A 17843-nucleotide genomic window follows, 5' to 3' on the forward strand; every position below is an offset into this window, starting at 1 on the left:
GTTAATCTCTTTAATTGGTTTGGGAGGTTTTTTTGGTTCGATAGCAAGGTATCTCCTGTCGGGCTGGACATATAAATTGTTTGGCACAACCCTCCCGCATGGAACGCTTTTAGTTAATGTAATTGGCTCATTCCTTCTTGGGCTTATAATGGAATTAAGCATAAGAAGCGCTCTTATATCAGATGAACTTCGCATAGCATTTACAATTGGCTTTCTCGGTGCATTCACCACATTTTCCACATTCAGTTATGAGACATACAAACTTCTAGAGGACGGCAGTTTGTTTCTTGCAGGAGCAAATATTGTATTAAATCTTTTTTTATGTCTTTTTGCAGTATGGTTTGGAATAATTCTGGCAAAGATAATTTAATGCAGGAGGTACCATGAAAATCTCAAACCTAAAGGTTTGAGTTACCACATATTGTAACTCAAGGCTTTAGCCTTGATTGCATTATTCATAGGAGGTATATTATGACAAAGATGACAGGCGAGCAAATCCTCATGAGGATATTTATAGGGGAGATGGATACCTACGGCAGACAGCCCTTATACAAGGCAATCATTGATTTACTCAGGGAAGAAAAACTTGCAGGCGCTACAGTATTTAAAGGCATAGCAGGTTTTGGCGCGCACAGCGTTTATCATACAGACCATATCCTTGAACTCTCCCATGATTTGCCAATAGTAATAGAGGTTGTGGATGCACAGGAAAAGATAGACAGCATACTCCCCAGACTTGATGAGATGGTTCAGGAGGGCTTAATTACAATGGAAAAGGTTAAGGTTATAAAATACACATACAAGGGTGAGAAAAAATAATTACTAACGAAAGAAAAATCTTCGGTTTTCAAAAAAATGTCTTTGTCGCAGGTTTAGTAAGCCTTTTCATGGATATATCCTCTGAGATGATATATCCCCTTGTCCCGCTTTTCCTTGCCACTATCCTCGGAACAACAAAGACCACAATAGGCATTATAGAAGGCGTTGCAGAATCTACAGCAAGCATACTCAAGGTCTTTTCCGGATATCTGTCAGACAAATTGGGAAGACGCAAACTTTTGATGGGTCTTGGTTACGGCGTCTCTGTTTTAAGCAGACCTATAATGGGACTATCTGTATCATGGTCACAAGTCCTTGCAGCAAGGTTTATAGACAGGTTAGGCAAAGGCATTAGAACAGCACCACGGGATGCAATAATAGCAGACTCTGTTGAAACTAATAATCTTGGAAAGGCATTTGGATTTCACAGGGCAATGGATACAGTCGGTGCTGTTATAGGACCTGCTATTGCCTTTTTCCTTTTGCTGATATTTTCAAATAACTTTAGACTTATTTTCTGGCTCTCTATGATACCGGGTCTTATAGCAGTTGCCCTGATAATATTCTTTATCACTGAAAAGAGAAAATCCCGGGATGAACTTGCAAAACTCCCAAAACTCACAATCAAAGATTTTGACGGTAATTTCCGTCATTATATGATTGTGATTGCATTATTTTCTATTGGCAATACAAGCGACGCATTCCTGATACTTCGGGCAGAAAATCTTGGTGTGGATAAGGAATATATACCTGTAGTTTATCTCTTATTTAACCTTGTGTACTCCATGTCATCTATGCCGCTTGGTATACTCGCAGACAAAATAGGATTTAGAAAGACGATTATCTTAAGTTTCATCCTTTATGCTGCTGTCTATCTTGGCTTTGGACTGGCAGATTCCGCATATCATGTCCTGTTTCTCTTCTGTATATACGGTGTATTCAAGGGCATGAGCGAAGGGACTCAGAGGGCATATCTTGCAACACTGTCACCGCCTGAAAGAAAGGCAACTGCCTTTGGCATCTATCACATGGTTGTTGGATTTGCCTTACTGCCTGCAAGTATCATTGGCGGATTTTTGTGGGATAGAATTGGACCCCATGCAACATTTTTCTATGGTGCGCTAACAGGTATTTTATCAGCAGTGCTTTTTATTGTTTTGATAAGAAACAGAAGACAACATTAAATGCCTCTCTCTTTTTTGAAGGCAAGTTTCGATTTCATCTCAACAAGGATTCCCCTCACATCACCAAAGAATATCATATCCTTTACAATCCCGCCTGTTGGTATCATCTCCTTTGAGAAAAATGCCTCAACACGACCTGTCTGAGAGCCGAAGAGTTCCTTGTCTATAATAACATCTGCAAGATAGTCAACATCATCAGGGCTGCTGTGGATTCTTCTGTTTTTTTCTTCCTTTGCCGCAATCTTTATATACATTGTCTTTTCGCCATTTTTGGGGAATGTGGTGATATAATATTCCCTGCCTTCCTCAATAGGCCCGTATGTGCCGAACCTGAAATTATAAAAGGCAGCAAGTGGGTCATCATATATTGTATCAGGCAGGATTTCTTCTTCTTTTTCTTCTATGGTCTTATCCTTTTTCCATGACTTCCACGACATGAACCTTTTTTTGTAATCAAGTTTAGTAACAGTGCGACTTGTTCTGCCTCCGATTGTAACGGTCTTGTCAAATATATTCGTTACAAACCTTTTGCCATTATCCGCCTCTTCCATATAGGCAATATAGGTGTCTTTTCTATGCCTTGTTACCCAGCCTATTACGCCTAGGGTCTCTGCCTGAAGGGTTGCAATATATCTGCCGTCATCTTTTCTCTTTAGACTAATATGACCTATTGCAGCCTTATCAAATAACCAGAAGCCTATATCGTATGTAAGTTCTTCTCCATCAAATGCCTCACCAATAGTGGTTTGTGAACTCGTGGGTAAAGGTTTAAGAGGCGGGGCTGTATTAAAAATCCTTTGGGCAGCAAATAATTGCTGTAGTTTCGTGAATGGAAACCAAAGGAGTGCAAAGGCCCCTAAAAAAATAGCAGCAATATTTATTAAAAAGTTTCGCCTGTTCATTTTTAACGTTAAATATACGAAAGATTATTGGTTGACAGCCTTTGGTTTTTCTTTGGCAATCCTGTCCAATATCCCATTTATAAAGGCACTGGACTCCTCTGTGCCGAATTTCTTTCCAAGTTCCACTGCCTCATCTATGGCAACTTTATATGGGATATCTCTACAGTAAAGTATTTCAAATATAGCAAGCCTTAAGATATTTCTGTCAATTATTGCCATACGGTTTAAAGACCAATTCTCTGAATATGCCTCAATAATTACATCAATTTCATCTCTGTATTTTCTAACACCATCTACAAGTTTATGAATATAATCATGTATTGTTTCAGGATAAGATGGTTTTACTTGAAGGGTAAGGGTGTCATAAGTATCGCAGTTTCCCTTCACATCTAATTGATAAAGAACCTGTAGCGCCAGTTCTCTGGCATGTCTTCTGCTGCCCATTTTCTTTAGGGTTAAGGTTTCTCAGGTTCTAGGCTTCAGGTTTCAGGTTTTACTAACACCTGACACCTAACACCTGTTTTTATTTTATTTCCCTTAACAGATTTGCCATTTCTACTGCGGATAGTGCTGCATCCCTGCCTTTATTTCCTGATTTTGTGCCAGCCCTTTCAATTGCCTGTTCTATATTGTCAGAAGTGATTATACCAAATGATACAGGGACCCCTGTGTCAATAGATACCCTTGCAATCCCCTTTGCTGCCTCACTTGCTACATACTCAAAATGAGGTGTTGCTCCACGGATGATTACACCAAGGCATATAACAGCATCGTATTTGCCCTTTTCAATCAGTTTTTTTACAATAACAGGCATTTCAAAAGAACCAGGGACCTTTATTACATCTATATCTTTGTCATCTGCACCGCTGCGGATGAGTGTGTCTACAGCCCCTTCTTTTAATTTCTCTCCGATAAAGTCATTAAATCTGCTTAAAACAATTGCAAACTTTAAACCCTTTGCAGACAGATTGCCTTCTATGACCTTTGGCATAATATCCCCCTTTTTATAATTTATTTATGACCCGTAAAATAGCGATTAAAAACCTCGCTATTGGACAAACCTGCGATTTGGCTGCCATACTTCGTTATCGGCCAATTTTTGTTCCTCACCGTATCGGTGAACATACGGCTCGTCTCAAAAATTGTCCGCTGCCTCGTCTGGCAGCCAACTTGCAGGTTTCCCCAAAAATCAATGTCTATTTTTGGGTATGATGCCGTGTATATTATTTGCACAACAACCATTTTTTGCACTACCTGAAACTATTTCCAGATTTCCAATTATATGACCCATCTTTTCTTTTTTAGTTCTCAAATAGTCAATATTTCTTTCATGTGCATGGACCTCTATTGGAACCCTTTCAATAATCTCCAGTCCATACCCTTCAAGTCCGACAATCTTCTTTGGGTTGTTAGTCATAAGTTTCATCTTTCTTACACCCAAATCAAGGAGTATCTGAGCGCCTATGCCATAATCCCTCAAGTCAGCCTTGAAACCAAGCCTTTCATTTGCCTCCACCGTATCCAGCCCCTTATCCTGAAGGGCATATGCCTTTAATTTGTTTACAAGCCCTATACCCCTGCCTTCCTGATGCATATACAGGACAACTCCCTTGCCTGCCCTTTCTATCATCTTCATTGAACATTTCAATTGGTCCCCGCAGTCGCATCTTTCTGAACCAAATACATCACCGGTAAGACATTCTGAATGCACCCTTACAAGTGTAGGCTCGGAAGGCACTATATCGCCCTTTACAAGTGCAAGATGCTCATGGAAATCAACATCATTTTCATAGGCAATGGCTGTAAATTCACCGCCGTATCGGGTGGGGAGTATAGTAACTGCTGTCCTCCTGACCAGCCTTTCCTTTCTCAACCTGTATTCCACAATATCTGCAACTGTAACAATTTTAAGGTTATATTCTTTTGCAAATACCTCCAAATCAGGCAGCCTTGCCATTGTGCCGTCATCCTTCATGATTTCGCATATAACACCTGCAGGTTTCATGTCCGCAAGTCTTGCCAAGTCTATTGAGCCTTCTGTCTGCCCTGTCCGGACAAGAACACCGCCCTTTCTTCCCCGCAAAGGGAATATATGTCCGGGTCTTGCCAAATCCTCTGGTTTTGCATCATCCTTAATCGCAGTAAGTATTGTCAAAGCCCTGTCATGTGCTGAGATACCGGTAGTTGTCCCCTTTTTTGCATCTATTGATATGGTAAATGCAGTTTTATGAAGCGATGTATTCTCATTGACCATGGGCTGTAAATCCAATTTGTCAGCCGTCTCTTCTGTAATGGCAAGGCATATAAGTCCCCTTGCGTATCTTGCCATGAAGTTTATTGTATCATGGGTTACCTTTTCTGCAGCAATCACTATGTCACCCTCATTCTCTCTGTCTTCATCGTCAACGAGGATAACCATCCTGCCTTCTTTTATATCCCTTATTGCATCTTCAACCCTTTTAATAGCCATATCTTACTCCTTGCCAATGAATCCATGCCTTATTAAAAACTCTGTATCAAGATTACTTGTCCCTAATTTCTTGCCTGTTGTTTCTGTAACTTCCATGTATGGAAGCAAAAGCCTTTCCACATATTTGCCTATGATGTCAGTTTCTATATTTACCCTATTACCTATGGTTTTTATCCCAAGTGTAGTTGCCTTCAGGGTATGGGGTATGATGTGGACAGTAAAACCTATGTCAGTTCTTTCAGCAACTGTCAGGCTTATGCCGTCAACTGCAATTGCCCCCTTTTTTACAACCTGCCTTGCCAGTTCTTCCGGGATACTAAATCCCATGACAGCAGACTCATCGCTAACCCTTTTTTCTGTAATAATACCTGTTGCGTCAACATGCCCTGTAATGATATGACCTCCAATCCTGTCAGACACCTTTAAAGCCTTTTCAAGATTTACAGTCATGCCATTTCTTGCAGATGCGAGTGTTGTAAGTCTTATGGTCTCTTCTGATACATAGGCAGTAAAACCACATTTCCCCTTTTCAATAACTGTACGGCAGGTGCCATCAACTGCAATACTATCGCCAATAACAGCATCATTCATATTGAAATCAAGGTTTACACTAATAGAAATCATGCAGGAGTTTCCCCCTTTTTTAACATCCCTTACTTTTCCTGTAGATTGTATTATTCCTGTAAACATGCTAATTTAAGGTGCCGCTTAAGTTTTCTTCAATAATCTTTAATGCCTTTTCCTGCCATCCCTTTTTTGAACTTATAGAAAGCATTATTGCGGAGATTGCCTTTATCTCCTCTTTTCTGATTTGCGGAACATCAAGGAGGAGCGCCCTTTCTATTATCTCTTCCTGAAGTTTACTGTCAATAAATCCCATCTCCTTTAATCTTATAAGGAAATCCTGTGCATCCTTTGAGAGTCGGGTCTTTTCAAAAGGGGCAAAGACCCTGACAGAGTTATTCATTACTATTGCGTCCCTGTCAATCAATACACTCCTTAACCATGCGATTGCAGTATCAATATCTTCCGATGAATAGCCTTGAAGATTAAGCGACATCTTCCACATCTTTTCACTGCCTATCTCACCCTCCTCAATCAGATATTGAATGAGCATTGAGATAATCTCCCAAACCTTCTTTTGCATTTATTCCCCCTGTCTTCTGTAAAATATCTTGCCCGGCTGCTGCTCTATAAGACCCTTTATCTCCATCTCCAGAAGGAGTGTGCTTATTTCAGCAGGTGATAGATGAGTCCTTTGTATTATTGTATCTATCTGAATGGGCCCTCCATCAAGTAAATCTAATACCTTTGACTCTTCTTTTGAAAGAGAAAGATTGTTGCCACCCTCTTTTTTCCTATTTTCTCTTATTTCATAAAAATCTTCAAGTATATCTTTTACAGACTCTACAAGTTTTGCCCCATCCTTTATAAGTTTGTTAGTCCCCTTGCTCCTGTCAGATGTTATTGCCCCCGGTATGCAGAAGACATCTCTATTGTATTCAAGGGCAAGGCGGGCTGTAATAAGTGAGCCGCTTCTTAAAGATGCCTCTACAACCAGAACGCCCAGAGACAGACCGCTTATTATCCTGTTTCTTAATGGAAAATTGTGCGGCAGCGGAGGTGTGCCTATAGGAAATTCTGATATAACTGCGCCCTTTTCAGCGATTTCTTCAAAGAGTTTTTTATTTTCCCTTGGATATACAATATCTATACCGCAGCCGAGGACGGCAATAGTCCTGCCTTTACCTGATAAAGCGCCCCTGTGGGCTGCGCTGTCAATCCCCCTTGCAAGTCCGCTTACAACTGTAACACCGTACTGTGCCAGTTCCTGTGCTATTTTTTCTGCCACAGTAGTTCCATAATAACTTGGCGCCCTTGTGCCGACTACTGCTATGGCAAGTCTGTCATATTCCTGTATGATGCCCTTTACATAAAGATATTGGGGCGGGTCATTTATAGAAAGGAGATTTTTGGGATATTTGCTGTCACTTATTGTTATAACAGATATACTATGTTTTTTGAGCAGTTCAATTTCTTTATCTATCTTTTCCCATCCATTAAACCTTTTTATCTCCTGTGCTGTCTTGAAATCTGTTACTAAAGAAAGTTCTTCTACAGATGCCTTGAATACATTATATGCACTGCCAAAATTCTGTATAAGGTTTTTATAGACTGACTTTTTTATATTGGGGACATTATTCAGTCCAAGCCAGAACCTTATATCTCCTGACTTAAAAGGTTTACCCATCTATCACTTTTCTTTAAGTCTTACCTTTGCCTTGTCCGCAGCATCGCTTCTTGGGTATCTTTCAGTCAATTTTTTAAAAGATTCCCGTGCCTTATTCTTGTCACCCATCTCCAGATGAGTAAGACCAATCTTGAGCATGGCATCAGGTGCCTTATTTTCATCAGGATAAATCTCTAAAACCTTTTTGAACTCATTGAGTGCCTTTACAAAATCCTTATTTGAATAATATGCCTCTCCTATCCAATAATAGGCATTGTCAGCAAGCGGACTTTTTGGATAGTGCTGTATCATCTTTCTGAATCTGGATATGGCTTCTTCAAGTCTTCTTGCCTTGTAAAGTTCATGAGCCTCGCGATAGAGTATTTCCGCAGCAGGGATGATTTCATCCTTTTGTGATGCAGGGGTTTGAACAGGTTTAGTTTCTTTTACCTTTTGTTCTTCCTTTACTTGTTCAATCTTTGCAGGTTCCTTTTTTATAGTTTCTTCAGGGGTAATCTTTACAACCTTAAGTTCTTCAGGAGGCTTTACAGGTATTGACATTGTTTTTAGTTCGTCAATCTCCTTATCAGCGGTTTTAAGTCCTTCTTCTGTGCTGGATAATCTTTCCTGAAGTGTGGAAACTTTACTATTAAGTTCTTCAACCCTGGTCTTATATTCTGATTCAGACTTATTAAGTTTCCAAATATTTTCCCGCAGGTCATTTATTATCAGTTCACGCCTTTGCATTTCACCGCACCCGGATATAATTGCGAGCATGTATACAACAATTACAGTTCCTATGATATTGTGGATATTAATGTGCTGCATATTACCTCCTGACGAATACGGCTTTTAAGGTTAAAGATTGCCTTAAGACTTAATCCCCTTTTATCTGTTTTGTCAAGAGAAAAACTTTTTCAGATTGACAATATCTATAACCTTCTTTACTATTTAGCCGATACTACTTTTATAGGACAGGGTATGGTATGGAAGGTATCCCGCTTCTTAGAGACATAGTTATTTTATTCGCCGCATCCATTATTGTTCTGGTCATCTTTCACAGGATTGGGCTGCCAACCATTATAGGTTTTCTTGTAACAGGGATTTTGATTGGTCCTTATGGACTTCGGCTTGTAACAAATGTAGAGTCCGTTGAACTATTGGCGCAGATTGGCATTGTCCTCCTCCTTTTTACAATAGGCATGGAATTGTCTATAGCAAGTATAAAGAGGGTTGGCAGGGAGGTAATAGGTGTAGGTAGTTTTCAAATCATCTTTACTGCTGCACTTGTAGTCATAATAGCAAATCTATTAAATATATCTCTTCCTGTATCTATACTACTTGGTTTTGTCATAGCCCATTCCTCTACCGCCATCATATTGAAAATCCTTGATGATAGAGGGGAGATAGATTCCCCTCACGGCAGGCTTGCACTTAGTATCTGCATAGTTCAGGATTTGAGCGTTATCCCGATGGTTATTATTCTGCAGGGTCTGGGCGGCACACAAGATGCGACACTCACTTACATTGTAAAGACCCTTTTATATGCTGTCTTATCCATAATACTTGTTTTGCTTTTGTCTTATATACTTGCTCCAAGGCTTATTCATCAGGTGGTGAAATTGCGCAGCAGAGAGGTCTTTATCCTAACAATACTCTTTGTCTGTCTGGGTATTGCATGGTTTACATCAAGGCTCGGACTTCCTATTGCGCTAGGGGCATTCATTGCAGGGATTGTGATATCTGAATCTGAATACAGCCATCAGATAACAGCAGAAATCCTGCCCTTTAAGGATGTGTTTACGAGTTTATTTTTTATATCAATAGGCATGCTCCTTGAGTTAAACTATTTCATTAGTAATATCCATAAGATATTACCTATTTCTGTTGGTATTATTGTCTTCAAGACCTTTATTATTGTGGCAGCAGGGCAGATATTAAGATACCCGCTTCGCATGATAATAATTGTAGGTTTAGGACTTTCTAATATAGGTGAATTTTCCTTTCTCCTTATGAAGATAGGCGAGACCTATGGGCTCATGAGCAAAGATCTCTATCAAACCCTTCTGGCAAGTTCTATTGTTACAATGGCAGTTACCCCGTTTCTTTTCCAGAAGAGTCAGGAGATTGCCTTAAGTATTGCCAATATTTTTAGAATAAGGGAATCTAAACTCTCTGAACCATCCAGAAAGACAACCCTGACAGACCATGTAATCATAGTGGGATACGGTTTAAATGGTCAGAATCTTGCAAGGGTATTAAAGGATGGGGGTATACATTATATTGTTATGGATATAGATATAAACCGCATAAGAAAGGCTAAAAAAGAGGGACACAGGGCTATATTTGGGGATGCAAGCCATCCTGAGGTAATGAAAAAGGTGGGCATAGGAAATGCGAGGATGGTGGTTGTTGCCATATCAGACCCTGTTACTACCAGAAGGACGGTCAGGATTTCAAGGGACATAAATTCGTCTGTTTATATAATTGTAAGAACCCGCTATACTGAAGAGGTTCAAGAACTTTATAAACTTGGGGCGAATCAGGTGATTGCAGAGGAGTTTGAGACATCTATAGAGATATTTGCACGGGTTTTAAGAGAATATCATATCCCTCAAAATGTTATTCAGAATCAGATAGAACTTGTTCGTCAGCAAGGTTATGCAATGCTGCGGACACCTTCTATAGCAAGGGACAGGATTATGGAACTCTCGTCCATCCTTGCAGCAACGATTTCAGATACATTTTTTGTGCAAGAAGGTTCATATGCTGTGAATAAAACACTGTCTCAGATGGAATTTCGTAAAAGGACAGGGGTTTCTATTATTGCTGTTATCAGAAGACAAAGGGCAAAGGCAAACCCGCCCCCTGACTTTATGATAGAGGCAGGCGATATTCTGGTAATGCTCGGAAGTCATGCAGAAATGGAGAGTGCGGTTAATTTGCTAAAGGGAGGTATCTGATGTTTCAAGACAATAGTTTATATTCCCTGTCAGAGATGGTAAATGAAATCCCTGTTATGCCGCTGGTTGCAGAAAAGGTTATTCGTTTAATGGATAACCCTAATACTACAGAATCACAGATTCAGGCGGTTATAGAATTGGACCCGTCTTTAGCCTTGAGGCTCCTGCGGATTTCAAACTCTGCATTCTATGGCTACAGGGGACAGATAAAGAATATATCCCAGTCAATAATGGTTCTGGGTTTCAGGATTATAAAAAGTATAGTCTTTAGCGCATCTCTGCGGGGTATATATAAAAGGTTTGGCATGACAGAGAAGCTTCTATGGGAACATTCTATCCTTGCAGGCATTTCTTCAAGGGGCATTGCAGAGATGGCAAAATTCCCTGATATTGAAGATGCCTATATGTTGGGTCTCTTGCACAATGTGGGCGCAGTTATTATGAATAATGAAAGGCCTGATGAATTCAAGAAGGTTATGCATAGGTTTTCAATGGGAAACATATCCCTGCTTCAAGCAGAAAAAGAGGTGTTTGGATTCACGCATAAAGATGTTGGGGTACTGGTTGTTAAAAAATGGAACTTTCCTGAGATTTATGAAAAAATAATTCTTTATCAGGATACCCCAGAATTTTTTATAAAAGACGATCCATACCTTTATAAACTCACATCAATAGTATATCTGTCAGATATATTGTGCTATAAATCAGGCATAGGTTTTGGTTATAAGATGCCCAGCGGGTTTGACCTGTCATTTGATAAGACGCTCAATGGTATTGGGCTTTCTGAAGATGGTATATTTGAACTCATGAAAAGGGTTAATCAGATTTATCAGGAAGAAAAAGACTGGTAGCAATTACAGTTTTTGTTAACATCTGCCGATAAAATAAATATGGTTGATGAGATTGCAAAGATAATGGGAAATCTTATCCAGATAGCACAGACTGGCAAGGTGGATAAGGTAAAAGAGGTTACCCCAAGACCTGAGGAAGGCAGGAATATGCCGTCGCCTTTTAGTGAAATCGCCCTTTCTACACACAGAGAAAAAGGCAAGGGGCAGGAGAAAAAGAAGAATATTAGAAGCAGTAGTAATCTCAAACAGATTGACGAAGGCGGCGAAGACGAAAGAAAGATAGATGTGGTCATCTAACTATCCTTAAAATGCCCTTGCACACGGTAAAATTTGCCTATAAGTAAAGAACTTGCTAATAGTTTGGTTTATAATTTCCCTGTCTTTTAAAAATAGTTCATACCCCAGCCCTTACAACCTCCTGTTTTTAAATGGTTTCTATGTCAAATTAATACATTTAAAGAAATTGGCATATCTATTGCTTTATAAATTAGGCAGGAGGTTACCTATGAATAGAGGGATATATGTTGCTGCGGTTGGCGCTATTAATGCTGCAAGAAGTAGTGATGTTATTGCCAATAATTTGGCAGGCAGCAGTGTTGTAGGTTTTAAGAAAGATACACCTATATTTAGTATATATCAGGCTGATTCAAACCCTGCTCTTTACAGGGCTGCCAGTATGACCCCTGAAAGGGTATTTGTCAATATAAGTAGTGGAAATATCTATACAGATTTTGAGCAGGGACTAATCAGTAAGACAGGCAATCCACTTGACTTTGCAATCAGTGGGAATGGTTTTTTTGTCATAGCAACCCCTGATGGTGAGAGATATGCCAAGAGGGGTGATTTTGTAATAGATAAGGATGGCAGATTAAAAACAAAGGATGGTAACAATGTATTAGGTGAAAATGGCGTCATAACATTGACACAGGGTGGAGTGTCTGTTGCTGAAGATGGGACAATTAGTGTAGGCGGCAACAGGATTGATGATATTGCAGACAGTGTAATAAAACTTACAAGTTAGGATTAGGAGGTAGATATGTCAAACAGATTTAACTACAGACTGTTGGAGATTGCTACAAGAGATGAAAATGCCTTCTTACAAATAGTGAAAGAAGAAAGTATGGAGATACCCGGTTCTGTGAGGATGTTTTTGACAGATAAGATTAGAAATGCGGTTTCAGTGCTGGAAGATAACAACAGAACAAGGCTGAAGATATTGAATGCCCTTGAGATTGTTGGACTATAAATAAAAGAGGAGGGATGTATGTTAAGGTCATTATGGATAGCATCAACAGGTATGGAGGCACAGCAGTTACATATTGATATGATTTCCAATAACCTTGCTAATGTGAATACCGTTGGTTTCAAAAGGAACCGTGCTGATTTTGAAGATCTTTTGTATCAGGATATGAAGATTCCGGGTGCAGCATCTTCTCCTACAACACAGATTCCTACAGGGATTCAGATTGGGTTAGGTGTTCGGCCTGTGGCAACCCAGAAAATCTTTACAATGGGCAACTTTCAAAAGACAGGCAATACTCTGGATATGGCTGTTGAAGGTGACGGTTTTTTTCAGATAACCACGCCTGGTGGAAATACTGCATATACAAGGGACGGCACATTCAAATTAAATAAGGACGGGAATATTGTAACATCTGACGGGCATCTACTTGATCCAGCCATTACAATACCAGCAGATGCAACCAGTATAACCGTGAGTTCAGACGGCATAGTATCGGTAAGCAGGGCAGGTTCTTCTGCGACTGAAGAGGTTGGTAATATTGAACTTACAAGGTTTATTAACCCTGCAGGGCTTAAGGCAATAGGCAGGAACCTGTTTATAAGAACCGACTCATCAGGCGACCCGCAGACAGGTGTTCCTGGTGAGAGCGGACTCGGCACAATTACACAGGGTTTTCTGGAGATGAGTAATGTGAGTGTTGTAGAAGAGATGGTGAATATGATTGTGGCACAAAGGGCTTATGAGATAAATTCCAAATCAATACAGACAGCGGATGATATGCTGCAGATAGCAAATAACCTTAAGAGGTAGTTAAAATGAATTACAAATTACAAATTACAAATTATAAATTTTTATTCATAATTTATCTTGCGGGTGGTTTTCTATGCCCTGTAAATGCCTTTGCAGTTGAAGATAAAAAAGAATTTGCAGTAGTTGCGGCGGTAGAACCCCTTGGTTTAGACCATATTATTAAAGAAGGGGATGTTAAGGTAACTCATATTAAGTATAGAGATGATAGGGACATGACTGAACTGCGTGATGTAATCGGCAGAAAGGTTAAAAGGCCTATTGGTGCAAATAATGTTATAAAAAAAGATTATCTGCAGGAAGGTGTAAGTATGGCTGTTAAAAAGGGCGATACTGTTATACTGATTGCAGAAAAGGATAATGTGAGGGTTTCTACAAAAGGAAAACTAAAGGAAGACGGCGGTCTGGGGTCTGTTGTAAGGGTTGAAAATATATCATCAGGCAAGATACTGAGCGGTAAGATTATAGAGCCCGGTATTGTAAAGATAGATTTTTGATTAAGGGGAATTATTGTGAAAATAATGTCTGGTTTTTTATTTGTTATTGCTGTTTATGGGTGTGCTGCACCAACCTATGAAAAGGTGGATTTAAGGTCTGTCCCAATCCATAGAGATATATCTGTAGAAAAGAGCCGAGGCTCTATCTGGACAGGGGAGAATTCACGGAATAGATTTTTTGCAGATTTCAGGGCAAGGGATGTCGGAGATATGGTTACAATCACAATTGTTGAAAAGACAGCGGCAAAGGGGGAGGCAACCACATCTACCGGCAGAACAACCAGTGAGGATGCCTCTGTTACAGACCTTTTTGGTATGCCTCTTAACTTTAAGATGGAAAACTTTATGGAACTGGGCAAGTCCTTTAGCCCAACAGTAAAAGGAGGTCATACAAATAAGTTGGATGGCAGCGGTACTACAGAGAGGAAAGGGGAAATCACAGCCACCATATCAGCAAGGGTTATAGAAATTCTCCCAAACGGTAATCTATACATAGAAGGCAGAAAAGAGACCACTGTTAATAATGAAAAACAGCATATTATTATTTCAGGTATTGCAAGACCTGAAGATATATCATCTACTAATGCAATCTCTTCAGATGTCATATCTGATTTAAGACTGGAACTTTCTGGTTATGGTGTCCTTGCAGATAAACAAAGCCCTGGGTGGCTGACAAGGATATTGGATAATATATGGCCATTTTAAAAACAGTAAACAGTAAACAGTATGCAGTATGCAGTATGCAGAAAGCAAAAAAGTTTCATGTTTTTACTTCCTACTCCTTACTCTTTACTGCTTACTGTTTTCTACTTACCCCTTACTCCTTACTCCTTACTGTAGAACCTGCCCATGCAGCAAGGATAAAAGAGGTTGCAAATTTTGAAGGGATAAGGTCTAACCCGCTTATCGGGTATGGACTTGTGGTAGGACTTGATGGGACAGGTGACAAAAGCGGGACAGAGTTTACAGTCCAGAGCCTTGTGAATATGCTTAACAGATTTGGCATAAAGGTAAGTCCATCTGCTGTCAAGGTCAAAAATGTTGCTGCTGTGATTGTAACAGCAGAAATGTCTCCTGTCAAAAGGGCAGGGGACAGGATAGATATTATTCTTTCTTCTATAGGTGACGCAAAGAGTTTGCAGGGTGGAACGCTTTTATTTACACCTCTTCGCGGGGCTGACAATAGCATATATGTAGTTGCTCAAGGTCCTGTGTCTACAGGCGGTTTTATAGGCGGCGGTGAGGCAGGGACATCTGTACAGAAGAATCATAGTGTGGTGGGAAGGGTGCCGGGGGGAGGATTTATTGAAAAAGAGATACCCATTCAATTAAGCGATGACCTGTCTTTGATTTTGAGCCAGCCTGACTTTACCACATCAAATAAGATTGCACAGAAGATAAATAATACATTAGGCACAGGGATAGCAATGCCGCTGGATGGGACAAAAATCAAACTTAAAATACCTGATGAGTATAAAACAACAGGGCGGTTCGTAGAATTCCTGTCAAGGGTTGAAGGTCTGGATGTGCCTGTGGATGCTGTTTCAAGGGTTATTGTAAATGAGAGGACAGGGACTATTGTTATAGGTGAAAATGTCAGGCTCTCCACAATTGCGGTGTCTCACGGGAATCTGAGTGTAGAAATCAAGACCAAACAGGTGGTATCTCAGCCGCCTCCATTTAGTTCTGGCTCTACTGTAACTGTGCCTGAGGAGGAGGTTACTATAAAAGAGGAAAAGGCAAGGCTTATACTCCTTGAGCATGGTGCAACACTTGGAGATGTTGTGAGGGCATTGAATGCAATCGGTGTAACCCCAAGGGACCTTATATCAATCTTGCAGGCAATCAAGGCATCAGGGGCCCTTCAGTCAGAACTGGAAATTATATGATAAACAGGGTAGATGTCCATAATGGACTTAATACTATTCCAACTGAAACCAAAGACAGAGAACTTGATAAGGCTGCCTCTGAATTTGAGTCAGTTTTTATCTATTATATGTTAAAGACGATGCGGGAGAGTGTGATGAAGGCAGATCTTTTCGGAGATAATAAGGCAGAGGAGATGTATAGGGGCATGCTGGATGAAGAGATTTCAAAGGTTATTGCAAAGGCAGGCGGAATAGGATTAAAGGATACAATTATTAAGGGGATGAACATGGGGACAGATTTAAAATCTATCCCCACTATACAAAATAATGTAGAGTTGCAAAAAAAGGATGGGGTAGGGGATAAAACTGATTCAGAAAAGGTGTTGCATACAAATAATGCGAGTATGTATCAGAAAATGGATGACAAGGTCTTTAATATGCCGCTCAAAGGGGAGATAAGTTCCATTTATGGCATAAGAAAAGACCCGTTTGTGGGTGAAGAACGATTTCATCGCGGCATTGATATAGCGGCACAAGAGGGGACATCAGTGCATCCTGCTATGGATGGTGTAGTGATATTCAGCGGTGAGAAGGAAGGTTATGGAAATATAGTTGAGATAAGGCATGATAATGGATACCTTACCCGTTATGCCCATAATCAGAAGAATATGGTGAAAGAAGGCGACAGGGTAACAACCTCTGATATAATAGCAGCAGTTGGTAAGACAGGGAGGGCAACGGGGCCGCACCTTCATTTTGAGGTAAGGATAGAGGGATTTGCTGTAAATCCTATAAATATGATAAATTTTGGTTAAAGTTTTGACAGGATTTACCGATATAAAGGTAGACTCCTTATAAAAATATGTCGGTTTTATGACAATAATCTTATAAAGAGAAAAAATCCTGGAGGTGTGAACATGAGGATTACAGATAAAAGTGCATTGGTAGAATTGGCAGGTTATCTCAAAGGGACCGATAATATATCCCAAAGACATGATGCCAATCTCAAAGACATATCTAAAGATAAGGCGGATAAGGTTGAGTTATCCCAGAGGTCTAAAGAGATTCGGAAGGCAAGAGAGGTAGTAGAGGCATCTCCGGATATAAGGGCAGAAAAGGTTGATAGTATAAAGAAGGCAGTAGAAAATAATGCCTATAATATCAAAGGCGAAGAGATTGCACGGAGTATAATAAAAAGGTCACTCATAGATACCGTGTTGTAAAAAAGGCGAGAAAGGCGAAAGGCGGGAAAGGGGACTGTCCCCTTAAGAGAAGGTTATGGTAAATAGACTCATTGACATATTAGAGCAGGAGGTTACATCTTACATTGAACTCATAACCCTGCTTCAGGATGAAAAGAGACTTCTCGCCAACAGAAGGAATGATGAACTGTATCAACTTGTCGGGAGGATAGAAAGTCTGGCATTTAAAATAAGGGGGTTGGAAGATGTGTGTAACAACATTGCAGAGCAACTTTTAGTCTCATATAATCTGCCGGACAAGGATATTAAAAAGGTAAATCTGTCAAGAGTTATAGAGATTATAGGAGTGCCGCACAATGAATTATTAAAAGGTCTTCAGTCAAAACTCCTTGCACTTGTAGAAGGTGTAAAGGAACTTAATCAGGAGAATAGGGTTATCATAAACCGCGGCATTGAAAATATAAATACAGCCATTATGTTTTTAAAGGATTTTTCTGCCTTTGAGACCTACAAGCCAACAGGTAAGATGAATAGTTCATACTCCATGGGTGTATAAATATGGGACTTACCAGCATTTTGAATATAGGTAAGACAGCCCTTCTGGCAAGTCAGTCTGCCATACAAACCACAGCGCATAACATCTCCAATATAAACACACCGGGCTATACACGGCAGAAGGTTAATATATCAGCAGGTGAGCCTGTCCTCATCAGCGGCAAGTATATCGGGACAGGTGTAAATGTGGCAGATGTGGAGAGGGTTTATGACCGTTTTCTTAATACACATATATTTAATGCATCTGAGTCA

24 protein-coding genes are annotated in these 17843 nt (G+C 40.0%); 16 read left to right on the forward strand and 8 right to left on the reverse strand.

The genetic code is table 11. The annotated features are described in order from the left end of the window. Nucleotides 1-4 precede the first annotated feature (4 nt). From crcB to HZC45_06815, 3 genes are all read left to right on the forward strand, one after another. Nucleotides 5-370: a fluoride efflux transporter CrcB gene (crcB, locus tag HZC45_06805; protein MBI5682855.1), complete on the forward strand. Its 366-nt coding sequence runs from the start codon at nt 5-7 to the stop codon at nt 368-370. A gap of 101 nt (nt 371-471) precedes the next feature. Continuing rightward, entirely contained in the window at nt 472-819 is a 348-nt protein-coding gene (locus tag HZC45_06810; protein ID MBI5682856.1) for a DUF190 domain-containing protein, read from the forward strand. Nucleotides 820-887: 68 nt separating this feature from the next. Continuing rightward, nucleotides 888-2003, forward strand: coding sequence for an MFS transporter (locus tag HZC45_06815; GenBank protein ID MBI5682857.1), 1116 nt, complete (start codon nt 888-890; stop codon nt 2001-2003). Here the strand turns inward: HZC45_06815 and HZC45_06820 are convergent. The 8 genes from HZC45_06820 to ybgF all read right to left on the reverse strand — a co-directional run bounded on the left by HZC45_06820 (nt 2000) and on the right by ybgF (nt 8433). Then, nucleotides 2000-2905: a DUF3108 domain-containing protein gene (locus HZC45_06820; GenBank protein MBI5682858.1), complete on the reverse strand. Its 906-nt coding sequence runs from the start codon at nt 2903-2905 to the stop codon at nt 2000-2002. The genes HZC45_06815 and HZC45_06820 overlap by 4 nt on opposite strands. 24 nt (nt 2906-2929) lie before the next feature. Continuing rightward, the gene (gene nusB / locus HZC45_06825) at nt 2930-3349 is read right to left on the reverse strand and encodes a transcription antitermination factor NusB (GenBank protein MBI5682859.1); all 420 of its coding nucleotides are present in this window, start codon (nt 3347-3349) and stop codon (nt 2930-2932) included. A gap of 79 nt (nt 3350-3428) precedes the next feature. Then, nucleotides 3429-3896, reverse strand: a complete 468-nt coding sequence (locus HZC45_06830; GenBank protein MBI5682860.1) for a 6,7-dimethyl-8-ribityllumazine synthase — start codon at nt 3894-3896, stop codon at nt 3429-3431. 198 nt (nt 3897-4094) lie between these two features. Continuing rightward, nucleotides 4095-5375: a bifunctional 3,4-dihydroxy-2-butanone-4-phosphate synthase/GTP cyclohydrolase II gene (locus tag HZC45_06835; protein MBI5682861.1), complete on the reverse strand. Its 1281-nt coding sequence runs from the start codon at nt 5373-5375 to the stop codon at nt 4095-4097. Nucleotides 5376-5378: 3 nt separating this feature from the next. After that, nucleotides 5379-6065 (reverse strand): riboflavin synthase, encoded by a 687-nt coding sequence (locus HZC45_06840; protein ID MBI5682862.1) that lies wholly within the window; start codon nt 6063-6065, stop codon nt 5379-5381. 1 nt (nt 6066) lies between these two features. Continuing rightward, complete coding sequence (locus HZC45_06845; GenBank protein MBI5682863.1) at nt 6067-6522, reverse strand: DUF494 family protein; 456 nt, start codon at nt 6520-6522, stop codon at nt 6067-6069. Next, the gene (gene dprA, locus HZC45_06850) at nt 6523-7626 is read right to left on the reverse strand and encodes a DNA-protecting protein DprA (protein ID MBI5682864.1); all 1104 of its coding nucleotides are present in this window, start codon (nt 7624-7626) and stop codon (nt 6523-6525) included. A gap of 3 nt (nt 7627-7629) precedes the next feature. Next, on the reverse strand, nt 7630-8433 hold the full coding sequence (gene ybgF, locus HZC45_06855; GenBank protein MBI5682865.1) for a tol-pal system protein YbgF: 804 nt from the start codon (nt 8431-8433) through the stop codon (nt 7630-7632). Nucleotides 8434-8591: 158 nt separating this feature from the next. Here ybgF and HZC45_06860 point away from each other — a divergent pair, with 158 nt between their 5' ends. The 13 genes from HZC45_06860 to HZC45_06920 form a co-directional block, all read left to right on the forward strand. Continuing rightward, on the forward strand, nt 8592-10568 hold the full coding sequence (locus HZC45_06860) for a cation:proton antiporter (GenBank protein MBI5682866.1): 1977 nt from the start codon (nt 8592-8594) through the stop codon (nt 10566-10568). Next, nucleotides 10568-11419, forward strand: coding sequence for an HDOD domain-containing protein (locus HZC45_06865; protein MBI5682867.1), 852 nt, complete (start codon nt 10568-10570; stop codon nt 11417-11419). Before HZC45_06860 ends, HZC45_06865 begins: the two co-directional genes overlap by 1 nt. 39 nt (nt 11420-11458) lie before the next feature. After that, nucleotides 11459-11716: a hypothetical protein gene (locus tag HZC45_06870; GenBank protein MBI5682868.1), complete on the forward strand. Its 258-nt coding sequence runs from the start codon at nt 11459-11461 to the stop codon at nt 11714-11716. Nucleotides 11717-11924: 208 nt separating this feature from the next. Further along, nucleotides 11925-12440, forward strand: a complete 516-nt coding sequence (locus HZC45_06875; GenBank protein ID MBI5682869.1) for a flagellar hook basal-body protein — start codon at nt 11925-11927, stop codon at nt 12438-12440. 15 nt (nt 12441-12455) lie between these two features. After that, nucleotides 12456-12665 carry a hypothetical protein gene (locus tag HZC45_06880; GenBank protein ID MBI5682870.1) on the forward strand — a complete coding sequence of 70 codons (210 nt, stop codon included), beginning with the start codon at nt 12456-12458 and terminating at the stop codon, nt 12663-12665. A gap of 18 nt (nt 12666-12683) precedes the next feature. Next, nucleotides 12684-13472 (forward strand): flagellar basal-body rod protein FlgG, encoded by a 789-nt coding sequence (gene flgG, locus HZC45_06885; GenBank protein MBI5682871.1) that lies wholly within the window; start codon nt 12684-12686, stop codon nt 13470-13472. A gap of 5 nt (nt 13473-13477) precedes the next feature. Continuing rightward, the gene (gene flgA, locus HZC45_06890; GenBank protein ID MBI5682872.1) at nt 13478-13966 is read left to right on the forward strand and encodes a flagellar basal body P-ring formation protein FlgA; all 489 of its coding nucleotides are present in this window, start codon (nt 13478-13480) and stop codon (nt 13964-13966) included. Between the two features lie 15 nt (nt 13967-13981). After that, entirely contained in the window at nt 13982-14671 is a 690-nt protein-coding gene (locus tag HZC45_06895; protein MBI5682873.1) for a flagellar basal body L-ring protein FlgH, read from the forward strand. Between the two features lie 35 nt (nt 14672-14706). Beyond that, the gene (locus HZC45_06900; protein MBI5682874.1) at nt 14707-15855 is read left to right on the forward strand and encodes a flagellar basal body P-ring protein FlgI; all 1149 of its coding nucleotides are present in this window, start codon (nt 14707-14709) and stop codon (nt 15853-15855) included. Beyond that, entirely contained in the window at nt 15852-16649 is a 798-nt protein-coding gene (locus HZC45_06905; protein MBI5682875.1) for a peptidoglycan DD-metalloendopeptidase family protein, read from the forward strand. The genes HZC45_06900 and HZC45_06905 overlap by 4 nt, the downstream gene beginning before the upstream one ends. 102 nt (nt 16650-16751) lie before the next feature. Next, the gene (flgM, locus tag HZC45_06910) at nt 16752-17057 is read left to right on the forward strand and encodes a flagellar biosynthesis anti-sigma factor FlgM (GenBank protein MBI5682876.1); all 306 of its coding nucleotides are present in this window, start codon (nt 16752-16754) and stop codon (nt 17055-17057) included. A 55-nt stretch (nt 17058-17112) separates the two neighbouring features. After that, nucleotides 17113-17592 carry a flagellar protein FlgN gene (locus HZC45_06915; protein MBI5682877.1) on the forward strand — a complete coding sequence of 160 codons (480 nt, stop codon included), beginning with the start codon at nt 17113-17115 and terminating at the stop codon, nt 17590-17592. Between the two features lie 2 nt (nt 17593-17594). Further along, nucleotides 17595-17843 (forward strand): flagellar hook-associated protein FlgK (locus HZC45_06920; protein ID MBI5682878.1); only part of this gene is annotated, 249 nt, incomplete at its 3' end.

The organism is Deltaproteobacteria bacterium (genome assembly GCA_016223005.1).
GTDB lineage: Bacteria > Desulfobacterota > GWC2-55-46 > UBA9637 > GWC2-42-11 > JACRPW01.